15 protein-coding genes are annotated in these 18,053 nt (G+C 33.8%); 10 read left to right on the top strand and 5 right to left on the bottom strand.

The window, feature by feature from the left end; all coding sequences use genetic code 11:
- Positions 1–5 precede the first annotated feature (5 nt).
- The 4 genes from tamL (at position 6) to EG814_RS18215 (ending at position 5,344) form a co-directional block, all read left to right on the top strand.
- Complete coding sequence (tamL, locus tag EG814_RS18230; RefSeq protein WP_125723318.1) at positions 6–2,561, top strand: translocation and assembly module lipoprotein TamL; 2,556 nt, start codon at positions 6–8, stop codon at positions 2,559–2,561.
- 60 nt (positions 2,562–2,621) lie between these two features.
- Positions 2,622–3,689: a class II fructose-bisphosphate aldolase gene (fbaA, locus tag EG814_RS18225; protein ID WP_035645669.1), complete on the top strand. Its 1,068-nt coding sequence runs from the start codon at positions 2,622–2,624 to the stop codon at positions 3,687–3,689.
- 103 nt (positions 3,690–3,792) lie between these two features.
- Positions 3,793–4,650, top strand: a complete 858-nt coding sequence (accD, locus tag EG814_RS18220; protein ID WP_008466538.1) for an acetyl-CoA carboxylase, carboxyltransferase subunit beta — start codon at positions 3,793–3,795, stop codon at positions 4,648–4,650.
- Positions 4,651–4,735: 85 nt separating this feature from the next.
- Complete coding sequence (locus tag EG814_RS18215) at positions 4,736–5,344, top strand: hypothetical protein (protein WP_125723317.1); 609 nt, start codon at positions 4,736–4,738, stop codon at positions 5,342–5,344.
- Between the two features lie 81 nt (positions 5,345–5,425).
- Here EG814_RS18215 and EG814_RS18210 read toward each other — a convergent pair whose 3' ends face one another.
- The gene (locus EG814_RS18210) at positions 5,426–6,673 is read right to left on the bottom strand and encodes an ABC transporter permease (protein WP_125723316.1); all 1,248 of its coding nucleotides are present in this window, start codon (positions 6,671–6,673) and stop codon (positions 5,426–5,428) included.
- 164 nt (positions 6,674–6,837) lie between these two features.
- Here EG814_RS18210 and purH point away from each other — a divergent pair, with 164 nt between their 5' ends.
- The 6 genes from purH to rodA all read left to right on the top strand — a co-directional run bounded on the left by purH (position 6,838) and on the right by rodA (position 14,112).
- Entirely contained in the window at positions 6,838–8,364 is a 1,527-nt protein-coding gene (purH, locus tag EG814_RS18205) for a bifunctional phosphoribosylaminoimidazolecarboxamide formyltransferase/IMP cyclohydrolase (protein ID WP_125723315.1), read from the top strand.
- A 56-nt stretch (positions 8,365–8,420) separates the two neighbouring features.
- Positions 8,421–9,449, top strand: a complete 1,029-nt coding sequence (locus EG814_RS18200) for a rod shape-determining protein (RefSeq protein ID WP_008466528.1) — start codon at positions 8,421–8,423, stop codon at positions 9,447–9,449.
- Positions 9,450–9,561: 112 nt separating this feature from the next.
- Positions 9,562–10,392, top strand: coding sequence for a rod shape-determining protein MreC (gene mreC / locus EG814_RS18195; protein WP_125723314.1), 831 nt, complete (start codon positions 9,562–9,564; stop codon positions 10,390–10,392).
- Positions 10,385–10,891 carry a rod shape-determining protein MreD gene (locus EG814_RS21235; protein WP_125723313.1) on the top strand — a complete coding sequence of 169 codons (507 nt, stop codon included), beginning with the start codon at positions 10,385–10,387 and terminating at the stop codon, positions 10,889–10,891. The genes mreC and EG814_RS21235 overlap by 8 nt, the downstream gene beginning before the upstream one ends.
- The gene (gene mrdA, locus EG814_RS18185; protein WP_125723312.1) at positions 10,888–12,858 is read left to right on the top strand and encodes a penicillin-binding protein 2; all 1,971 of its coding nucleotides are present in this window, start codon (positions 10,888–10,890) and stop codon (positions 12,856–12,858) included. Before EG814_RS21235 ends, mrdA begins: the two co-directional genes overlap by 4 nt.
- An 18-nt stretch (positions 12,859–12,876) precedes the next feature.
- Positions 12,877–14,112, top strand: a complete 1,236-nt coding sequence (rodA, locus tag EG814_RS18180; RefSeq protein WP_125723311.1) for a rod shape-determining protein RodA — start codon at positions 12,877–12,879, stop codon at positions 14,110–14,112.
- Positions 14,113–14,318: 206 nt separating this feature from the next.
- Here rodA and EG814_RS18175 read toward each other — a convergent pair whose 3' ends face one another.
- From EG814_RS18175 to EG814_RS18160, 4 genes are all read right to left on the bottom strand, one after another.
- Positions 14,319–14,999 carry a DedA family protein gene (locus tag EG814_RS18175; RefSeq protein WP_125723310.1) on the bottom strand — a complete coding sequence of 227 codons (681 nt, stop codon included), beginning with the start codon at positions 14,997–14,999 and terminating at the stop codon, positions 14,319–14,321.
- Between the two features lie 136 nt (positions 15,000–15,135).
- Complete coding sequence (locus tag EG814_RS18170; protein WP_125723309.1) at positions 15,136–15,477, bottom strand: heavy-metal-associated domain-containing protein; 342 nt, start codon at positions 15,475–15,477, stop codon at positions 15,136–15,138.
- 34 nt (positions 15,478–15,511) lie between these two features.
- Positions 15,512–17,518 (bottom strand): TonB-dependent receptor plug domain-containing protein, encoded by a 2,007-nt coding sequence (locus EG814_RS18165; RefSeq protein WP_125723308.1) that lies wholly within the window; start codon positions 17,516–17,518, stop codon positions 15,512–15,514.
- A 118-nt stretch (positions 17,519–17,636) separates the two neighbouring features.
- A complete protein-coding gene (locus EG814_RS18160; protein WP_125723307.1) occupies positions 17,637–18,035 on the bottom strand; it encodes an HYC_CC_PP family protein in 399 nt (132 codons plus the stop codon).
- Positions 18,036–18,053: the final 18 nt, after the last annotated feature.

Here is an 18,053-nt window from a genome sequence, read left to right as displayed (position 1 = left end):
AACACTTGAAAAATAATTCCACAAAAATAATAGCATTTCTTCTAATTGCAATATTAATTTGCGCTTGTAATGCCGTAAAAAGAGTTCCCGATGGAAAAAACCTTCTTGTAAAAAATAATATTCTTGTTAACGGAAAATCAACAAACGATGAAACGGCTTCTAACCAAATGTACCAAAAACCAAATGGTAAATTATTAGGCTATAAACTTCGATTAAACTTATACAATTTAGCCAATTTAAATCCAGATTCTACTTATCAGGCAAAATTTAAAAATAATCCTGGAAAGTATGAGCGTATGTCCAAAATATTCTCTGCAAAACAAGTAGATCGTTTGGGACAATCATTTTATTATAAAGGAATTCACGAATTTCTAAAAAACACTGGTGAACCGCCGGTAATAATTGACACTTCAAAAACCAAAAAATCGTTACTGCGCTTAAAATACTACTATTTCAACAATGGTTTTTTTAATGTTCAAACAGATTATACTATAGATACAGTAGGAAAAAAGAGAGCCGCAATTAATTACAACATCACTACTGGGCCCGCTTATAAATTGGACACTATCAGAACTCAAATAATGACTCCTGCATTAGATTCATTATACAGAACCAACAATGAACCTTCGTTATTAAAATCTGGAAACCAATACAAAACCACAGATTTTGAAGAAGAAAAAAACCGTATTACAACATACTTTAGAAATCACGGCGCTTATTATTTTCAGCCGACTTATGTAACTTTTGACATTGATACCATTGGCAAAAAAGCTAAAGCAGATGTTACTTTAATCATTAATAACAATAGCATTCAAGAAAGAGATTCTAGTCGTACAGAACCTTTCAAATTATATAAAATTAGTGATGTAAATATTTATACTGATTATTCTGCTGCAAATGCAAAGAAAAAACCAACAGACAGTGTAACTTACAACAATTTTAACCTATACAGCTACAAGTCTTTAAAGTATAAGCCTCGTGCTATTACAGATGCCATTTTCATTACAAAAGGAGGTACATATGCTGATTTTAGAACTACTCTTTCTTCTCGATATTTAAATAATTTAAGGGTCTTCAACTATCCTTCTATTCAATATGAAGTTGACAAACGAGATTCAACAGCACAATCTCTTATAGCCAATGTCTACTTAACTCCCAGAAAGAAATACAGTTTTGGAGCCACTCTCGACGTAACCCATTCCAATATTCAGGATTTCGGAATTGGAGCCAGTATTTCTGAAACTATTCGGAATGTATTTAACCGTGCAGAAACGCTAGAAATTTCGGCTCGTTTAAATGTAGGTTCCTCTAGAGACATGGCCAATCCGAACGATAATTTCTTTAACGTTTCTGAATATGGTTTAGATTTAAAACTGAATTTTCCAAGAATCTTACTGCCCTTCGGAACAGAAAAAATTATTCCTAAGAGTATGATTCCGTATACTTCTATATCGTCTGGTTTTTCTAAACAGCGAAATATTGGTTTGGACAAAGAAAACTTTACGGGAGGTATTGCTTACAACTGGACTCCTAAACGCCATAATACGGCAAAATTGGAATTGTTAAACGCGCAATTTGTCCGTAACCTTAATCCGGGTAATTATTATAATGTTTACACCTCTTCTTACGATGATTTGAATAATATTGCACAAACCTATAACACTCAAGGTGCGGAAGTTGATGACAATAATAATTTAACTGTTCCAACAGGAACAACCGAATTTACGGAGCAAGTACTAACTGGACAAACTCCACTAACACCAGCAGATTCTCAATACCAAGAAGTTGAAAGTATTGAAGAAAGACGAATTCGTCTTACAGAAAACGATTTTATTTTAGCCACCAATTACACTTTTACAAAAACGACCAAAAAAGATCTTGCCGATAATACTTTTTATCAAATTAGAGCAAAAATTGAATCTGCAGGAACCCTTTTGTCTGCGGTTTCTTCTATTGGTAATCTCCAAAAAAATGCCAGAGGAAATTACGAAATATTTAATTTGGAATATTCTGAATATATAAAAACCGAATTTGACTATATTAAGCACTGGGATTTTGGAAAGGAAAAAGTTTTGGCGGTTCGTAGTTTCTTCGGAATTGCGATTCCGTTTGGAAACTCTAATTACATTCCTTTTTCAAGAAGTTATTATGCAGGAGGATCTAATGACAATCGAGCTTGGCAACCTTATGCTTTGGGGCCAGGAAGCACCAATGCCGTAAACGATTTTAATGAGGCCAATATGAAAATTGCATTGAGCGGTGAATTTCGTTTTAAAATTTTCGGCGATGTTAAAGGCGCTATCTTTGCAGACGCCGGAAATATCTGGAATGTGCTCGATAATGTGGTAGATCCAAAAGCAAAATTTGACAACTTAAACGATTTAGAAGAAATTGCTTTGGGTACAGGATTTGGATTACGATACGATTTAAGCTTTTTTGTTATTCGTTTAGATTTAGGCTTTAAGACTTATAATCCGGCGCATGAGAAGGGAGACCGATGGTTTAAAGAGTACAATTTTGGACACTCGGTCTTAAATTTTGGGATAAATTATCCGTTCTAATGCTAATTAATTCTTATTTTTGCAACCTAAAAACTAAAAACAACTATAAAAAAAATTACAATGGCACACAACATTAAACCAGGAGTAGCTACAGGAGATCAAGTTCAAGAGATCTTTAATTATGCGAAAGAGAAGGGTTTTGCTCTTCCAGCAGTAAACGTTACTGGATCTAGCACAATTAATGGAGTTCTTGAAACTGCAGCAAAACTAAACGCGCCAGTTATCATTCAATTTTCTAACGGTGGAGCACAATTCAACGCTGGAAAAGGTTTATCTAATGCAGGTGAAAAAGCAGCAATCGCGGGAGGAATCGCAGGAGCAAAACATATTCATACTTTGGCAGAAGCTTACGGTGCAACTGTAATCTTACACACTGACCACTGTGCAAAAAAACTTTTGCCTTGGATTGATGGTTTATTAGACGCTTCTGAAAAACACTTTGCAGAAACAGGAAAACCATTATTCAGTTCTCACATGATCGATTTGTCTGAGGAGCCAATCGAAGAAAACATCGAAATCTGTAAAGAATATTTAGCTAGAATGAGCAAAATGGGTATGACATTGGAAATCGAGCTTGGTATTACAGGTGGTGAAGAAGATGGTGTTGACAACTCTGATGTTGACAGCTCAAAATTATATACTCAGCCAGAAGAAGTAGCATACGCTTACGAAGAATTATCTAAAGTGAGCCCTAAATTTACAATTGCTGCTGCTTTCGGAAACGTTCACGGTGTTTACAAACCAGGAAACGTAAAATTAACTCCAAAAATCTTAAAAAATTCTCAGGATTTCGTACAAAACAAATTCAACACAGGACACAATCCAGTTGATTTCGTTTTCCACGGAGGTTCAGGTTCTACATTAGAAGAAATCAGAGAAGGAATTAGCTACGGAGTTATCAAAATGAATATTGATACTGATTTACAGTTTGCATATACAGAAGGAATTCGTGATTATATGGTTAAAAACCTTGACTATTTAAAATCACAAATCGGTAATCCAGAAGGTGCTGATGCTCCTAACAAAAAATACTATGACCCAAGAAGATGGGTACGTGAAAGCGAAGTAACATTCAACGCAAGATTGGAGCAAGCTTTTGCTGACTTAAATAACGTTAACACGTTATAAAAAAGTATTCAGTTTACAGTTTTAAGTGTTCCCTTTTGAATACTTAAAACTGAATACCACTGAACACTAAAATTTTATTACTGAACACTGAATACTAAAAGAAATGGCTTGGTTTAAAAGACAAGAAAAAGGAATTACGACCGCGACAGAAGACAAGATGGACGTTCCGAAAGGATTGTGGTACAAATCTCCTACTGGAAAAATTATTGATGCTGACGAATTAGCGAGAAATTTATTCGTAAGCCCTGAAGATGATTTTCACGTTCGAATTGGAAGCGCAACCTATTTTGAAATTTTATTCGACAACAACGAATTTGTTGAGTTAGACAAAAACATGACTTCTAAAGACCCTCTGCATTTTGTGGATACAAAAAAATATGCAGATCGTTTGAAAGATGTAATGGAAAAAACTCATCTTAAAGACGCTGTACGTACGGGAGTAGGAAAATCTAAAGGAAGAGAACTTGTTATCTGCTGTATGGATTTTGCTTTTATCGGTGGATCTATGGGTGCAGTAGTAGGAGAAAAAATCGCAAGAGGTATTGATCACGCGATCAAAAATAAATTGCCTTTTGTAATGATTTCTAAATCTGGTGGAGCTCGTATGATGGAAGCGGCTTATTCTTTAATGCAATTAGCTAAAACTTCTGTAAAATTAGCGCAGTTAGCTGAGGCTAAATTACCTTACATCTCTCTTTGTACAGATCCAACAACCGGAGGAACAACAGCTTCTTACGCTATGTTAGGAGACATTAACATCTCTGAGCCGGGCGCTTTGATTGGTTTTGCTGGTCCGCGTGTTGTACGTGATACTACAGGAAAAGATTTACCAGAAGGTTTCCAAACTGCTGAGTTTCTTTTAGAGCACGGTTTCTTAGACTTTATCACGCCTAGAAAAGAATTGAAAGATAAGATCAACTTATACATCGATTTGATTCAAAATAATGATATCAGAAAATAGTTTTTAAACTATTCAAATACCTAGAATCCCATTTGCAAATTTGTAAATGGGATTTTTTTATATCTTTATTTTAAATCTGATTTTTATGAATAGACTTTTTATTGGTGTTGTAATTTGTTTTCTTCTTACTGACTGCAATAAGAAAAAAGACATTGAAGAAAATATTCCTTATATAGTTTCGAAGGAAAGAAAAGGAAAAATCACTGGCAATGACACTATTCCACCAAGCTACCCTATTCCTGGCTGGCTCGTTTATGGCACAAATACTTTTATTATTGATTCAGATACAACAATGTATTACTTTCAAAGACCAGCAATAGGCATGATTTGCGGAACACCAACTGCCGATACAATTCCGCATTTTATCAATTTACATCCAAAAGATTTAATATTATTATCGAATAAAAACATCTATCAGTTTATAAAATTAAATTATAAAGATGATTTTCGAAATGTGACATATATTGCTTCAAAATCTGACACCATAAATTCGAAAGCCTTTTTTGACTTAAAAAAATCTATAATTTCTTTTACAAAATATAGAGACATCTACATCGTCAGAAGGACAACTCAAGAAGAAGATACGGTATTAAAATACAAGAAGGGAAGTGAATATTACAATTCAGAAGATATTAAATGGGATAAAAACAGAATTACATTTCCTTTTTCAAAACCTAAATTGCAAAACAAATAAAATGTGTCGTTTCTCTGGAATTTTCACAAAGAAAAACCTCAGAACCTTAGCATCTCAGCGCCTTAGAGCCTTTAAAAAAACCTACATCCCTGTTCTAATAGCCTCAACCGGATCTAAATTTGCGGCAGAAATTGCGGGAAGAATTCCTGAAATTAATCCGATAATTGCGGCCAAAGTTGTTCCTAAAATGACATTCCCTATACTAAGAACAAATTCAAAATCCAGCATTTTGGTCAAGGCAAAGGCAATTCCCCAAACCATTAAAAGACCAATAATACCTCCTATTACAGAAAGAATAACAGCTTCGAACAAAAATTGAAACAGGATAAATTTATTTTTTGCTCCTAATGATTTTTGAATCCCGATAAGATTGGTTCTTTCTTTAACCGAAACAAACATAATATTGGCAATTCCAAAGCCGCCAACCAAAAGAGAGAATCCGCTAATCACCCAGCCCACAAAATTCATTTGCCCTAAAATTCCATCAATAAAATCGGTAAATCCAGAAAGTACATTAATAAAAAAATTGTCCATTTCTCCCGCTTTCATTCCGCGAATTGCCCTAAGTTTCTGTGCAATTTGCGCTTTGTACGCGTCCATATCAACTCCTTTTACCGGTTTCAAAACAATTACAGGTGTCATTGCATCGCTATCTCCGTACATTCTTCTTAAAAAATTAGCTGGAATATAAACCGAGGTATCGTTACTGTCTCCAAAAAATCCTGCTCCTTGTTTTGCCATTACGCCAATAACTGTAAATCGCTGTCCGTACAGACGGATGTTTTTACCAATTGGGTCACTTGTTCCGAAAAGTCCATCGGCAATATCGTAACCGAGAACAACAACAGCAGTTCCAGAGTTAGATTCAGATTCGTTATAAAACCTTCCTTTATCAAAACTCACTCCGTCAATATCGACCATTTCGCTTGACGCAGGAATAATATTGACATCGCTGACTGTTTTAGAATCGTATTTTAAACTTTCTCTATTTACAAAAAGCTGATACCCTACTTGATCTGTATCGTTCATCGAATTTTTAAGTCCGACATATTCATCATATTTCACATTGGGGAACTGTTCACGTTTCCATTGCGGAATTTCAGAAGGCCCAAAACTGAATTTCATTAAATAAATCGTATTTTTATCTAAACTGCTCAAATCTTTAGTAATTTTTTTATCTAAAGAATCAACGGCAGCCAAAACAGCAATGATTGAAAAAATACCAATTGTAACGCCTAATAAAGACAATAATGTTCTCAATTTGTTATTGCGAAGTGCATTAATAGCAAAACTTAGACTTTCTTTTAATAATCTTAAATAAACGATCATATTTTTGTATTTTTCAATAAAGTAAAATTCAATAATTTAAATTCAAAAACCTAATAAAAGTTAACTTACTCATCAGTAGATTTTTTTAGCATTTTGTTACATCAATTACTTTAAAATAATATATAAAAAAACTACTTTTGCAGTCTGAAAATCATAACTACACAATGAGCACAACTAAAAAAATACAATCGGCATTAATTTCTGTTTTTTCTAAAGATGGATTAGAACCAATTGTTAGAAAACTACACGAACAAAATGTAACACTTTATTCAACTGGAGGAACTGAAGATTTCATCAAAAACCTTGGTATTCCGGTAGTTCCTGTTGAAGACATTACTTCTTTTCCTGAAATTTTAGGCGGAAGAGTAAAAACTTTGCATCCAAAAATCTTTGGTGGTATCTTAAATCGTCAAGACAACGAGAGCGATGTTCAGCAAATGAAGGAATTTGATATTCCGCAAATCGATTTAGTAATTGTTGATTTATATCCTTTTGAAAAAACAGTTGCTTCTGGAGCAAGCGAACAAGATATTATTGAAAAAATTGATATTGGTGGTATTTCATTAATTCGTGCAGGTGCAAAAAATTTCAAAGACACTGTAATTGTAGCTTCTGTTCACGAGTACAGCCTACTTCTGGATTTGATTACAGAGCAAGACGGAGCAACAACTCTTGAAAACAGAAGATTGTTTGCTACTAAAGCTTTCCACGTTTCATCTCACTATGATGGAGCTATTTTTAATTACTTTAATACAGACGAGACTATTTACAAAGAAAGTATTGCAAATGGTCAAGTTTTAAGATATGGTGAAAACCCTCACCAAAAAGGATTCTTCTTTGGAGATTTTGATGCAATGTTCAATAAAATTCATGGAAAAGAATTATCATACAACAATTTACTAGATGTAGATGCTGCAGTTAATTTAATTGCTGAATTTAAAACTGACGGACCAACATTCGCCATTTTAAAACACAACAATGCTTGCGGATTGGCTTCTAGAAAAACAATCAGCGAAGCTTATTTAGCAGCTTTAGCATGTGATCCTACTTCTGCTTTTGGAGGAGTTTTAATTTCAAATGTTAAAATTGACTTAGAAACGGCTCAAGAAATCAACAAACTATTCTGCGAGGTTGTAATTGCTCCAGCTTACGATGATACAGCAATTGAAGTACTTCAAGAGAAGAAAAACAGAATTATTTTGGTTCAGAATGAAGTTGAATTACCAGCTCGCCAAGTTAGAACTTGTCTTAATGGTTTGTTAATTCAGGACAGAAATAATATTACGGATAATAAAGAGCATTTAAAAACCGTTACAATTACAGAACCTACTGCTCAAGAGATCGAAGATTTGATCTTTGCTTCTAAAATCTGCAAGAATACAAAATCAAACACTATTGTATTTGCTAAAAACGGAACATTGATTTCATCAGGTACAGGTCAGACTTCAAGAGTCGACGCTTTAATTCAAGCTGTTGACAAAGCAAAAGCTTTTGGATTTGATTTAAATGGAGCTTCGATGGCAAGTGACGCATTTTTCCCATTTCCGGATTGCGTAGAATTGGCTAAAAAAGCAGGAATAACTGCTGTAATTCAGCCTGGAGGTTCGATTAAAGACGAATTAAGTATTAATTATTGCAATGAAAATAATCTTGCAATGGTATTTACAGGAACTCGTCATTTTAAACATTAATTTGTTTAACTTTGTTCGATAAATAATTTATAACATTTTAAACCCCTAAAAAACTTATGGGATTTTTTGATTTCATGACCGAGGATATTGCGATAGACCTTGGAACCGCAAACACTTTAATCATTCATAATGATAAAGTTGTCATTGATAGTCCGTCTATCGTTGCACGTGATAGAGTATCAGGCAAAATCATTGCTGTTGGTAAAGAAGCCAACATGATGCAAGGTAAAACACATGAAAACATCAAAACTATAAGGCCTTTGAAAGATGGTGTAATTGCTGATTTTGATGCTTCGGAAAAAATGATCAATATGTTCATTAAAAGTATTCCTGCATTGAAAAAAAGAATGTTTACTCCAGCTTTACGTATGGTTGTTTGTATTCCTTCTGGTATTACTGAAGTGGAGATGAGAGCGGTGAAGGAATCTTGTGAAAGAGTAAACGGAAAAGAAGTTTACTTGATTCATGAGCCAATGGCAGCGGCAATTGGTATTGGTATTGACATTATGCAGCCAAAAGGTAACATGATTGTAGATATCGGAGGTGGTACAACGGAAATCGCGGTTATCGCTTTGGGCGGAATTGTATGTGACAAATCTGTAAAAATTGCAGGTGACGTTTTCACAAATGATATCGTTTATTACATGCGTACACAGCACAACCTTTTTGTTGGAGAAAGTACTGCTGAGAAAATTAAAATTCAAATTGGAGCGGCAATCGAAGATTTAGATGGCCCGCCAGAAGATATGTCGGTTCAAGGTAGAGATTTGCTTACGGGTAAACCAAAACAAGTAGATGTTTCTTACCGTGAAATAGCAAAAGCTTTAGATAAATCTATTCAGCGTATTGAAGATGCTGTAATGGAAACATTATCTCAGACTCCTCCAGAGTTAGCAGCAGATATCTACAACACTGGTATTTATTTAGCTGGTGGTGGATCAATGTTAAGAGGTCTTGACAAGCGTATTTCTCAAAAAACAGATTTACCAGTTTATATTGCTGAAGATCCGTTAAGAGCAGTTGTACGAGGAACAGGAATGGCTCTTAAAAACATTGCAAAATTTAAAAGCATCTTAATTAAATAAGATCTAAAAATAACAATCAATTTACTTTTATAAGGGTCGAATTTTCAATATTTGACCCTTGTAAAAACTGAAACCTTTAAGCATATCCTGAAACAAAATAACCAGACAAGAAATGCAGCAAATATTTAATTTTATTATAAGAAACAGTAATCGATTGCTGTTTTTGCTGCTTTTAGGTATATCGTTAGGACTCACAATTCAATCACATTCCTTTCACAGAAGCAGAGTAATTAGTTCTGCTAATTTTTTAAGTGGCGGTGTTTACGAAAGAATCAATCGTGTAAATGAATACTTGAATTTAAGAGCAGAAAACGACGAACTTGTACTTGAGAACGCAAGATTAAAGAGTCTTTTATTCAACAAAGAAGACACTACAAAACCACCTACACCTGACAGTATTAAAGGCGTAAAACCTTCAGATATTATAGTATCTAAAGTTATTCATAATTCATACAGCACACACGAGAACTATATCACTTTAAACTCTGGAAGCAAAGACGGGGTTAAACAAGATATGGGAGTTATCAATAGCTTAGGAATTGTCGGTGTTATTGACAATACTTCGCCAAACTACTCAACTGTAGTTAGTATTTTGAATATGAAATCGCACATCAATGCGAAAATCAAGAAATCAAATCATTTCGGTTCATTGACATGGAACGGAAAAAGCACCGGATATGTACAGTTAGAAGATGTTCCTAGATTGGCTTCTATCAGAAAAGGAGATACTATTGTTACTGGTGGGCAATCTGTAATTTTCCCTGAAGGCATTAATATTGGAACTGTTGATATTGTCTATAAAAAAGAAGGCACAAGTTTTTATGTTATAAAAGTGAAATTGTTCAACGACATGACCAATTTGGGACACGTTTATATCATTAAAAGTAAAGGAAGAGAAGAGCTTATTAATTTAGAAAACAAAAGCAAAGAGAAAGATGAATAGCGCTTTGTTGGTAAATATTTTTCGATTTATTATGTTACTGGCAATTCAGGTTGTTATTTTCAACAACATGAATTTCTTAGGATACATAAGTCCTTTTCCGTATATCTTGTATATTATTTTATACCCTGTAAATAGCAATAAAGCAGGATTAATAATTTCTAGTTTTTTCTTAGGATTAATAATGGATATGTTTTGTAATTCTGGAGGTATACATGCCACTGCATGTGTTATTCTAGCTTATTACAGACCTTATATTTTCAAATTTTCTTTTGGTTTGAGTTATGAATATCAAACTATTAAACTAAACGAATCTTTAACACCCGAAAGATTTTCATTTATACTGGTCTCGGTTTTAATGCATCATATTGTCTTGTTTGTCTTAGAAGCATTTCAATTCAAATTTATCTGGGACATTTTGCTCCGAACCTTATTTAGCTCTATCTTTACGATAATCACCTCAATAATAATAATTTATCTTATTAAGCCCAATAAACGATGAGAAAAGTCTTGCTGCCCACTATAATTATTATTGCAGCATCTTTGCTAGTGATCAGAATCTTTTACCTGCAGATTATTGATGATTCTTTTAAATTGAAATCTGAAAATAATGCGATAAAAAAGGTCTATGACTACCCAGAAAGAGGCTACATCTATGATCGTAACGGAAAACTTCTTGTTGCGAATCAGGCTTCTTATGATATCATGGTTATTCCGAGAGAAATCAAAAAAGATCTAAATATTGACGAATTCTGCGCTCTTTTGAATATAACTCCAGAAGAATATCATAAACGCGTTGCAAAAGCAAAAGTATATAGCCCTAGACTTCCCTCTGTTTTCTTATCTCAGCTGAATAAAAACGAATTCGCTGCTTTTCAGGAAAAAATCAGAAAATATGAAGGTTTTTATTTCCAAAAGAGATCGTTGCGTGACTACGAAGTAGATTATGGAGCAAACATTTTTGGTTTTATCACACAAGTTAACGAAAAATTAATTGCTCAGAATCCATACTACAATAGCGGAGATTTAATTGGGAAACAAGGTGTAGAACAAAGCTATGAAGAAATTTTACGCGGAATAAAGGGTGTAAAATATATTCAGAAAGATAAATACAATCGAGAAATTGGCCCTTATAAAGAAGGAAAATACGATACAATTGCTGTAGCTGGAGAAGACATTAATTTAACTATCGATGCCGAACTTCAGAAATATGGCGAAGAATTAATGATTAATAAGCGAGGCGGAATTGTAGCCATTGAACCTAAAACTGGTGAAATTCTTTCATTAATTACCGCTCCTTCTTATGATCCGGGAATTTTAGTAGGGCGCCAAAGATCTAAAAATTACACGCTTTTATACAACGATTCTATTGCAAAACCTTTATATGACAGAGGTCTATTGGCCGAATATCCTCCTGGTTCGCCATTTAAAATCTTAACAGGTTTGGTGGCATTGCAAGAAGGTGTGATAGACGAGGAAAAATTCAGTGTTTCTTGTCACCACGGTTTTAGTTACGCACGTGGCCGTTTTATGAGATGCCACTGCAGTGGAGGACAATTACAATTGCACAGAGGTATTTATCAATCTTGTAATACTTATTTCGCAACTGCATATATGAGAACTATAAACAAATACACTAAGCCAGGCGCTGCTGTAGATATTTGGAGCAATCACGTAAAAAGTTTTGGGTTAGGTCAGTTTATGGGTTACGATTTGCCTACAGGTAAACGAGGTAATATTCCGACTTCCAAAACCTACAAAAGAATCTATCCAAACGGTGGCTGGAGAAGTACTGCAATTGTATCTAATGCTATCGGACAGGGAGAAGTTTTAATGACGCCTATTCAGCTAGCTAATATGATGGCAACAATAGCCAATCAAGGTTATTACTATACGCCTCATATCATTAAAAAAATTGAAGGTGAAAAGATTGATCCTAAGTTTACAACAAAACACGTTACCACAATCGATCAAAAATATTTTACTCCTATAATCAGCGGTCTTTTTGATGTTTACAATAGAGGTACCGCTTATTCACTTCGAGTAGAAGGAATTGATATTTGCGGTAAAACAGGAACAGCAGAGAACTTTGCGAAAATTAACGGAAAAAGAACACAGCTTAAAGACCACTCTATATTTGTGGCATTTGCTCCAAAAGACAATCCGAAAATTGCCATTGCCGTAATGATCGAAAATGGAGGTTTTGGTGCAACTGTAGCTGGACCGATCGCAAGTTTGATGATTGAAAAATATTTGAGAAAAAAAATCACCAGAACCGATTTAGAAATTAGAGTTTTAAATAAAAGTTTGGCAGCAGAATATGCAAAAGTTGCGCCGCCAAATCCAGCAAGTATTATAGAATCTGTGCCTAAAGATTCTGTTTTAAGAGCCAAAATTATTGTTCCCAAACCAGTTGTTCCTAAACCAGAAGCCAAGAAAACAGCAGTAGACACAACTAAGAAAAATTAAGAAAGAAGATTATTTCAAATGAAAAATCAAAGTGTAAAAAATAATATTGATTGGATAAGTGTCTTTATCTACATTGCGCTGGTAACTTTAGGTTGGCTTAATATCTATTCGTCTTCTTTATTGTCAACAGATGGCACTTATCAAAAACAGCTTATCTTTATTTGCTGTACAATTCCTTTGATCTTTGTCGTTCTTTTTGTTGATGGTAAATTTTATGAAAAATATGCCAGCATTATATTTGGTGTCGCTTTATTGTCTCTTGCAGGATTATTTCTCTTCGGAAAAACAATTGCTGGACAACGATGCTGGTATGCCATAGGAAGTTTTACCCTTCAGCCTTCTGAGTTTGCAAAAGCCGCCACTTCTTTGGCTTTGGCCAAATATTTAAGCGATACGCAAATTAACTTAAAAGAAACTAACAGACAGATTCAGGCTTTGGCTATTATGCTTTTGCCGGTATTATTGATTTTACCTCAACCCGACCCTGGAAGTGCTTTAATTTATAGTGCCTTTATTCTTGTTTTGTATAGAGAAGGTTTACCTTCTTGGTATGTTTGGACTGGTTTTATAACTATTATTCTCTTTGTTCTTACTTTGGTTTTAGAACCGTACGCTGTTATCATAATGGCTTTTGTGGTTTTGGCAATCATACATTTCAAAGGCAGAGCAGTAGATCGAAATATCATTTTAAGCGGTATCTTATTGATTTTAATTTCTGGATTTGTTTTTTCTGTAGATTATGTATTTGATAACGTTTTTAAACAGCACCATAGAGACCGTTTCAATATTTTACTAGGTAAAACTGTAGACATGAAAGGTATTGGTTATAATACCAATCAGTCTGAAATTGCAATCGGATCTGGCGGATGGATTGGAAAAGGTTTTCTAGAAGGAACACAAACAAAAGGAGGATTTGTTCCTGAACAGCACACCGATTATATTTTTACAACCGTTGGTGAAGAATGGGGATTTGCTGGTTCTTTTGTTGTTATTCTACTTTTCGTTAGCTTATTGCTTAGAGTAATTTATTTAGCAGAAAGACAAAAGACAAAGTTTAGTCGGGTTTATGGCTACTGTGTCGCCGCAATTCTCTTTATACACTTCTTTGTAAACATCGCGATGGTAATTGGTATTTTCCCAACAATCGGGGTTCCTCTGCCCTTCTTTTCATACGGAGGTTCTGGCCTCTGGGGATTCACTATTTTACTGTTTATATTCCTTAAAATGGATGCCAATAAAGTGAATGAATGGTAATCTAAGTTGCTAAGGGACTAAGAGGCTAAGGTTCTGAGTTTTTTTTTCTAAAGCATAATAATATTGTCAAGTTTTGAAACAAAGCCAAAAGCTATTCAAAACACTTACTAAAAATCAACTCCTTACACATTTCATAATTCGACATATTATAAAAAAAATCCGAAGCTTTCACTTCGGATTTTTTATATGAATTTGATTTTCTTCTTTTAAATATTCTCGCTTGGTCTCTTTTTCAACAATTTCAATACAACTGGAAGAGTTGAGATAATAATGATAATGATGATGATATATTCGATATGTTTCTTTAAATCGATTCCTTGTTTTAAGAACACACCATATAAGTAGTGTCCTGCAAAAATCAATATAAATGACCAAAGGAAAGAACTCAGGATATTATAAAACATAAACTTCTTTTTGTCCATTGAAACGATTCCAGCAACAATTGGAGCAAACGTTCTAAAAATTGGTAGGAAACGTGCATAAATTATTGCTTTTCCACCGTACTTTTCAAAAAAATCTTTTGATTGAAGTAGATATTTTTTCTTAAACCAGAATGAATCTTCTTTTTTAAATAAATAATAACCGCTTTTTGCACCAAACCAATAACCGGTCATATTTCCTAAAACTCCCATAATAGCTACTGCTGTGGCAAGAAGAAAAACATTTATAAAATCATTTGGGATATAGGCAACATTCTCAATTAAATCACGACTGTAAATACCTGCTAAGAAAAGCAAACTGTCTCCAGGCAGAAAAAAACCTGCAAAAAGTCCTGTTTCAGCAAAAACTATAAACAGCACAATAAACAACCCAATTTGAAAACCTCCGACACTTAAAGTAATGTAAAATTCAGGGTTAATTAACTGGGTCCAATCAAAATTATTCATAAAAGGGAAATTGGTTATCTATATAAGTTCGTGAAAGTAACAATAATTTACTTTAACCACAATAAAATGCGGTATTTTAAACATAAATTAACTATTAAAAAAAGCCCAAACTAGTCGTTCTGGGCTTCTCTTTGCATTATTCTCTTACATACTTGCAACAGCTGTGAAGATTATCATAATCTTCTTCAGTTGCTTTAACATCCTTAGTATCATGACCTGCCTTTGCAATTGCTTTGTTCAAATCTGACGGAGAACATTTCTCTTCGTTTAAAATTACAGAAAGCTGATGCGAACTTACATCCCAGCTTGCCGATTTTATACCTGCAACACCATAAGCGGCCTTTTCTATACGTTTCTTGCATTGTTCACAGTTTCCGTTTACTTCGGTTGTATATTTTAAATTCTTATTTTTTTTGGTTTGAGCCTGTGCCGAAAAACCTAAAAACATTATCATTGCGATTAAAACTATTTTATTCATTTTGTCTACTATTTATTGTTGTTGAAATTATTCTTTATTTTATTTTAAATCGTAATCCTGCATAATACATTTGCCCAAAAATTGGTGCGTATGCTATCGATGCATCAAAATTAGGTCCAAAGGGATCATTTGCCCCTAAAATTGCTTTTTCTTGTTTGTAATTTCCAATGTTTTCTCCTCCTACATAAACTTCAAAAACAGAAGAAAAAACACGAGTCACTTGCGCGTTCATCACTGCATAAGCTGGCGAAAAATCAGGAAATTGATCTTCTGCTGGATTTGATGCCGTATAAGGTAATTGCTGTTTCCCAGACCAATTATAAGTAAAATCAAACTTCCATTGTTTATCGTCATTCATAGTTGTTTCGTATTCTAAATTCCCTAAAAAACGATGTTTCGCCTGAAGCGGACGCTGGAATGTTCCTCTTAAATAATCGGTTTGAATGTCGTAATATTTATAAGCCGTTCTCAAATTTAAGTTATGAATCAATTCATAATTAAATTCAACTTGAAGGCTATTGGCAAAAGAACTTCCTTTCAAATCATAAAACAAAACTTGCTGCGGACTCTGCATCACGTCTACAACAACCTGATTTTGGAAATCGGTTCTGTAGAAGTCAAAACCTGCATCGGCATTGTTGCCAAATATTTTAAATTTCTGCGAAAAACTTACTCCATAATTCCAAGCAATTTCTGGATTTAACCCGTATACTTTTCCATTAGAATCTAAAATCGAAAAAGTTCTTGAACTCGCAAAAAGCTGCTGATTTTCGGCAAAAATGTTAGCAGAACGTTTCCCTCTTCCTGCAGAAAAACGAATTACTCCATTTTTCCAAGGATTATATCTCATGTGCAATCTTGGTGTTACAAAAATTCCTAATCGATTATGATTGTCAACTCTTCCTCCTAAAATTAAACTGAAATTATCTGTATTGTCATACGTATATTCGAAGAAAGCACCAACCGAATTATCGATTCTAGTTACATCTGTAAGATTTACAAATTCCTGATATTGATCGTAAGAAAAATTCAAACCAGTTGTAAACTTATTCATCGTATTGTTTATAATCGAATTGAAAATCAAATTCGAATAAAAACTGTTTTGCTTGATATCATATTGATTTAAACCAAAATAAGAATCTTGTTTATGACTATTAAAAGCATTTTGAAATCCGATGCTTTGATATGGCATATCCTTAAACACATAACCGATTTTTGTTGAAACATCAAAACGTTCTGTATTAATTTCAGATCCCCAATAGTTTGTAGTTCCTCTATCGCGATCTTTATCAAAATCTACTTCACCAGTTTGTTTTTTATCGTTCATATATCTGAAATTGATAAAACTCACCAAACCGCTTTCTGGATTGTAATATTGATAACGATTTAATACATTGATTTGTTTCCCTAACGGATTATCTAGAAAACCATCATTGTTCATGTCGTTTTTTGCTACACGCGTATTTCCGTGAACAAATAAACTTGTTGCCCATTTATCTGATAGTTTTTTATTAAAATGTGTATTCAATTCAAAACGAGAATCGGTAGAACCATAAGCATTTAGAAAAAAAGGAATATCGCTTAATGGTTTTAAAAGTTCTGTATTGATTTGACCCGAAATACTTTCGTAACCGTTTATAACACTCCCCGCTCCTTTGGTAATCTGAACACTTTCGATCCAAGTTCCAGGAGTAAATGACAATCCGTAAGCTTGAGAAGCGCCGCGAACAGATGGAATATTTTCTTCTGTAATCATTAAATACGGACTCGTAAGTCCAAGCATTTTGATTTGCTTTGTTCCTGTTAAAGCATCAGAAAAATTAACATCGATTGATGGATTGGTTTCAAAACTTTCTGCCAAATTACAGCATGCCGCTTTAAGCAACTCTTTACTAGTAATTAGAGATGTATTGGTTGTTAACGTATAGGATTTTTTAATTCCTTTTTGCTTTTTAGTGATTTTTACTTCCTCTAAATCTTCTTGCGAAAACATAGAAACAGAAAGCAAAAACACCGCAAAAAGCATTATATTTTTTTGCATAAAAAATGATTTTAATGTTGAAATAGAGTTACATTTTGGCATTCTGCGCAAAGCAAAAAGCAATAAAATGTAAATGCAAAGCCTTAATCAAGACTTGCAGTGCATCTTAACAATAAAATCAGGAATAGTAAATATACTGATGGTATAATTTAAATAAGGGAGGCGCATTCGCATCAGCATAATACGAAAGAACTTCTTTCTTTTTAAAACTTGGAAGTTCTAAAAAGACAAGAGGTGTATAATCTTGTATAACTGCTGGAAAAGCAAATTGAAAAAAGAAGAATTTTATTGTTGCATCATCTGATTTTTTTTCGAAATGAACAACTTTGTCTTTACAGCAAGATTTTTTTTTCTCTTTAGAACCGCAGCATTTCTTTTCGACAACAGGTTCTGCTGTAGTTTTTAAAGAAACCGAAGCAATGTGTCCGCCACAATAGTGCACATCAAAAGCAAACCCAATATTGGAAACCAATAAAAGGAAAGCTAGAAATAGGCCTGTACACTTTTTCAAATTCATACTGCAAAGCTATTTAAA

Origin of the sequence: Flavobacterium ustbae (genome assembly GCF_003946915.1) — a bacterium.
In the GTDB taxonomy this organism is placed as follows: domain Bacteria; phylum Bacteroidota; class Bacteroidia; order Flavobacteriales; family Flavobacteriaceae; genus Flavobacterium; species Flavobacterium ustbae.
The sequence above is the reverse complement of the archived record's forward strand: the minus strand, read 5'-3'. Positions and strand labels throughout refer to the sequence as shown.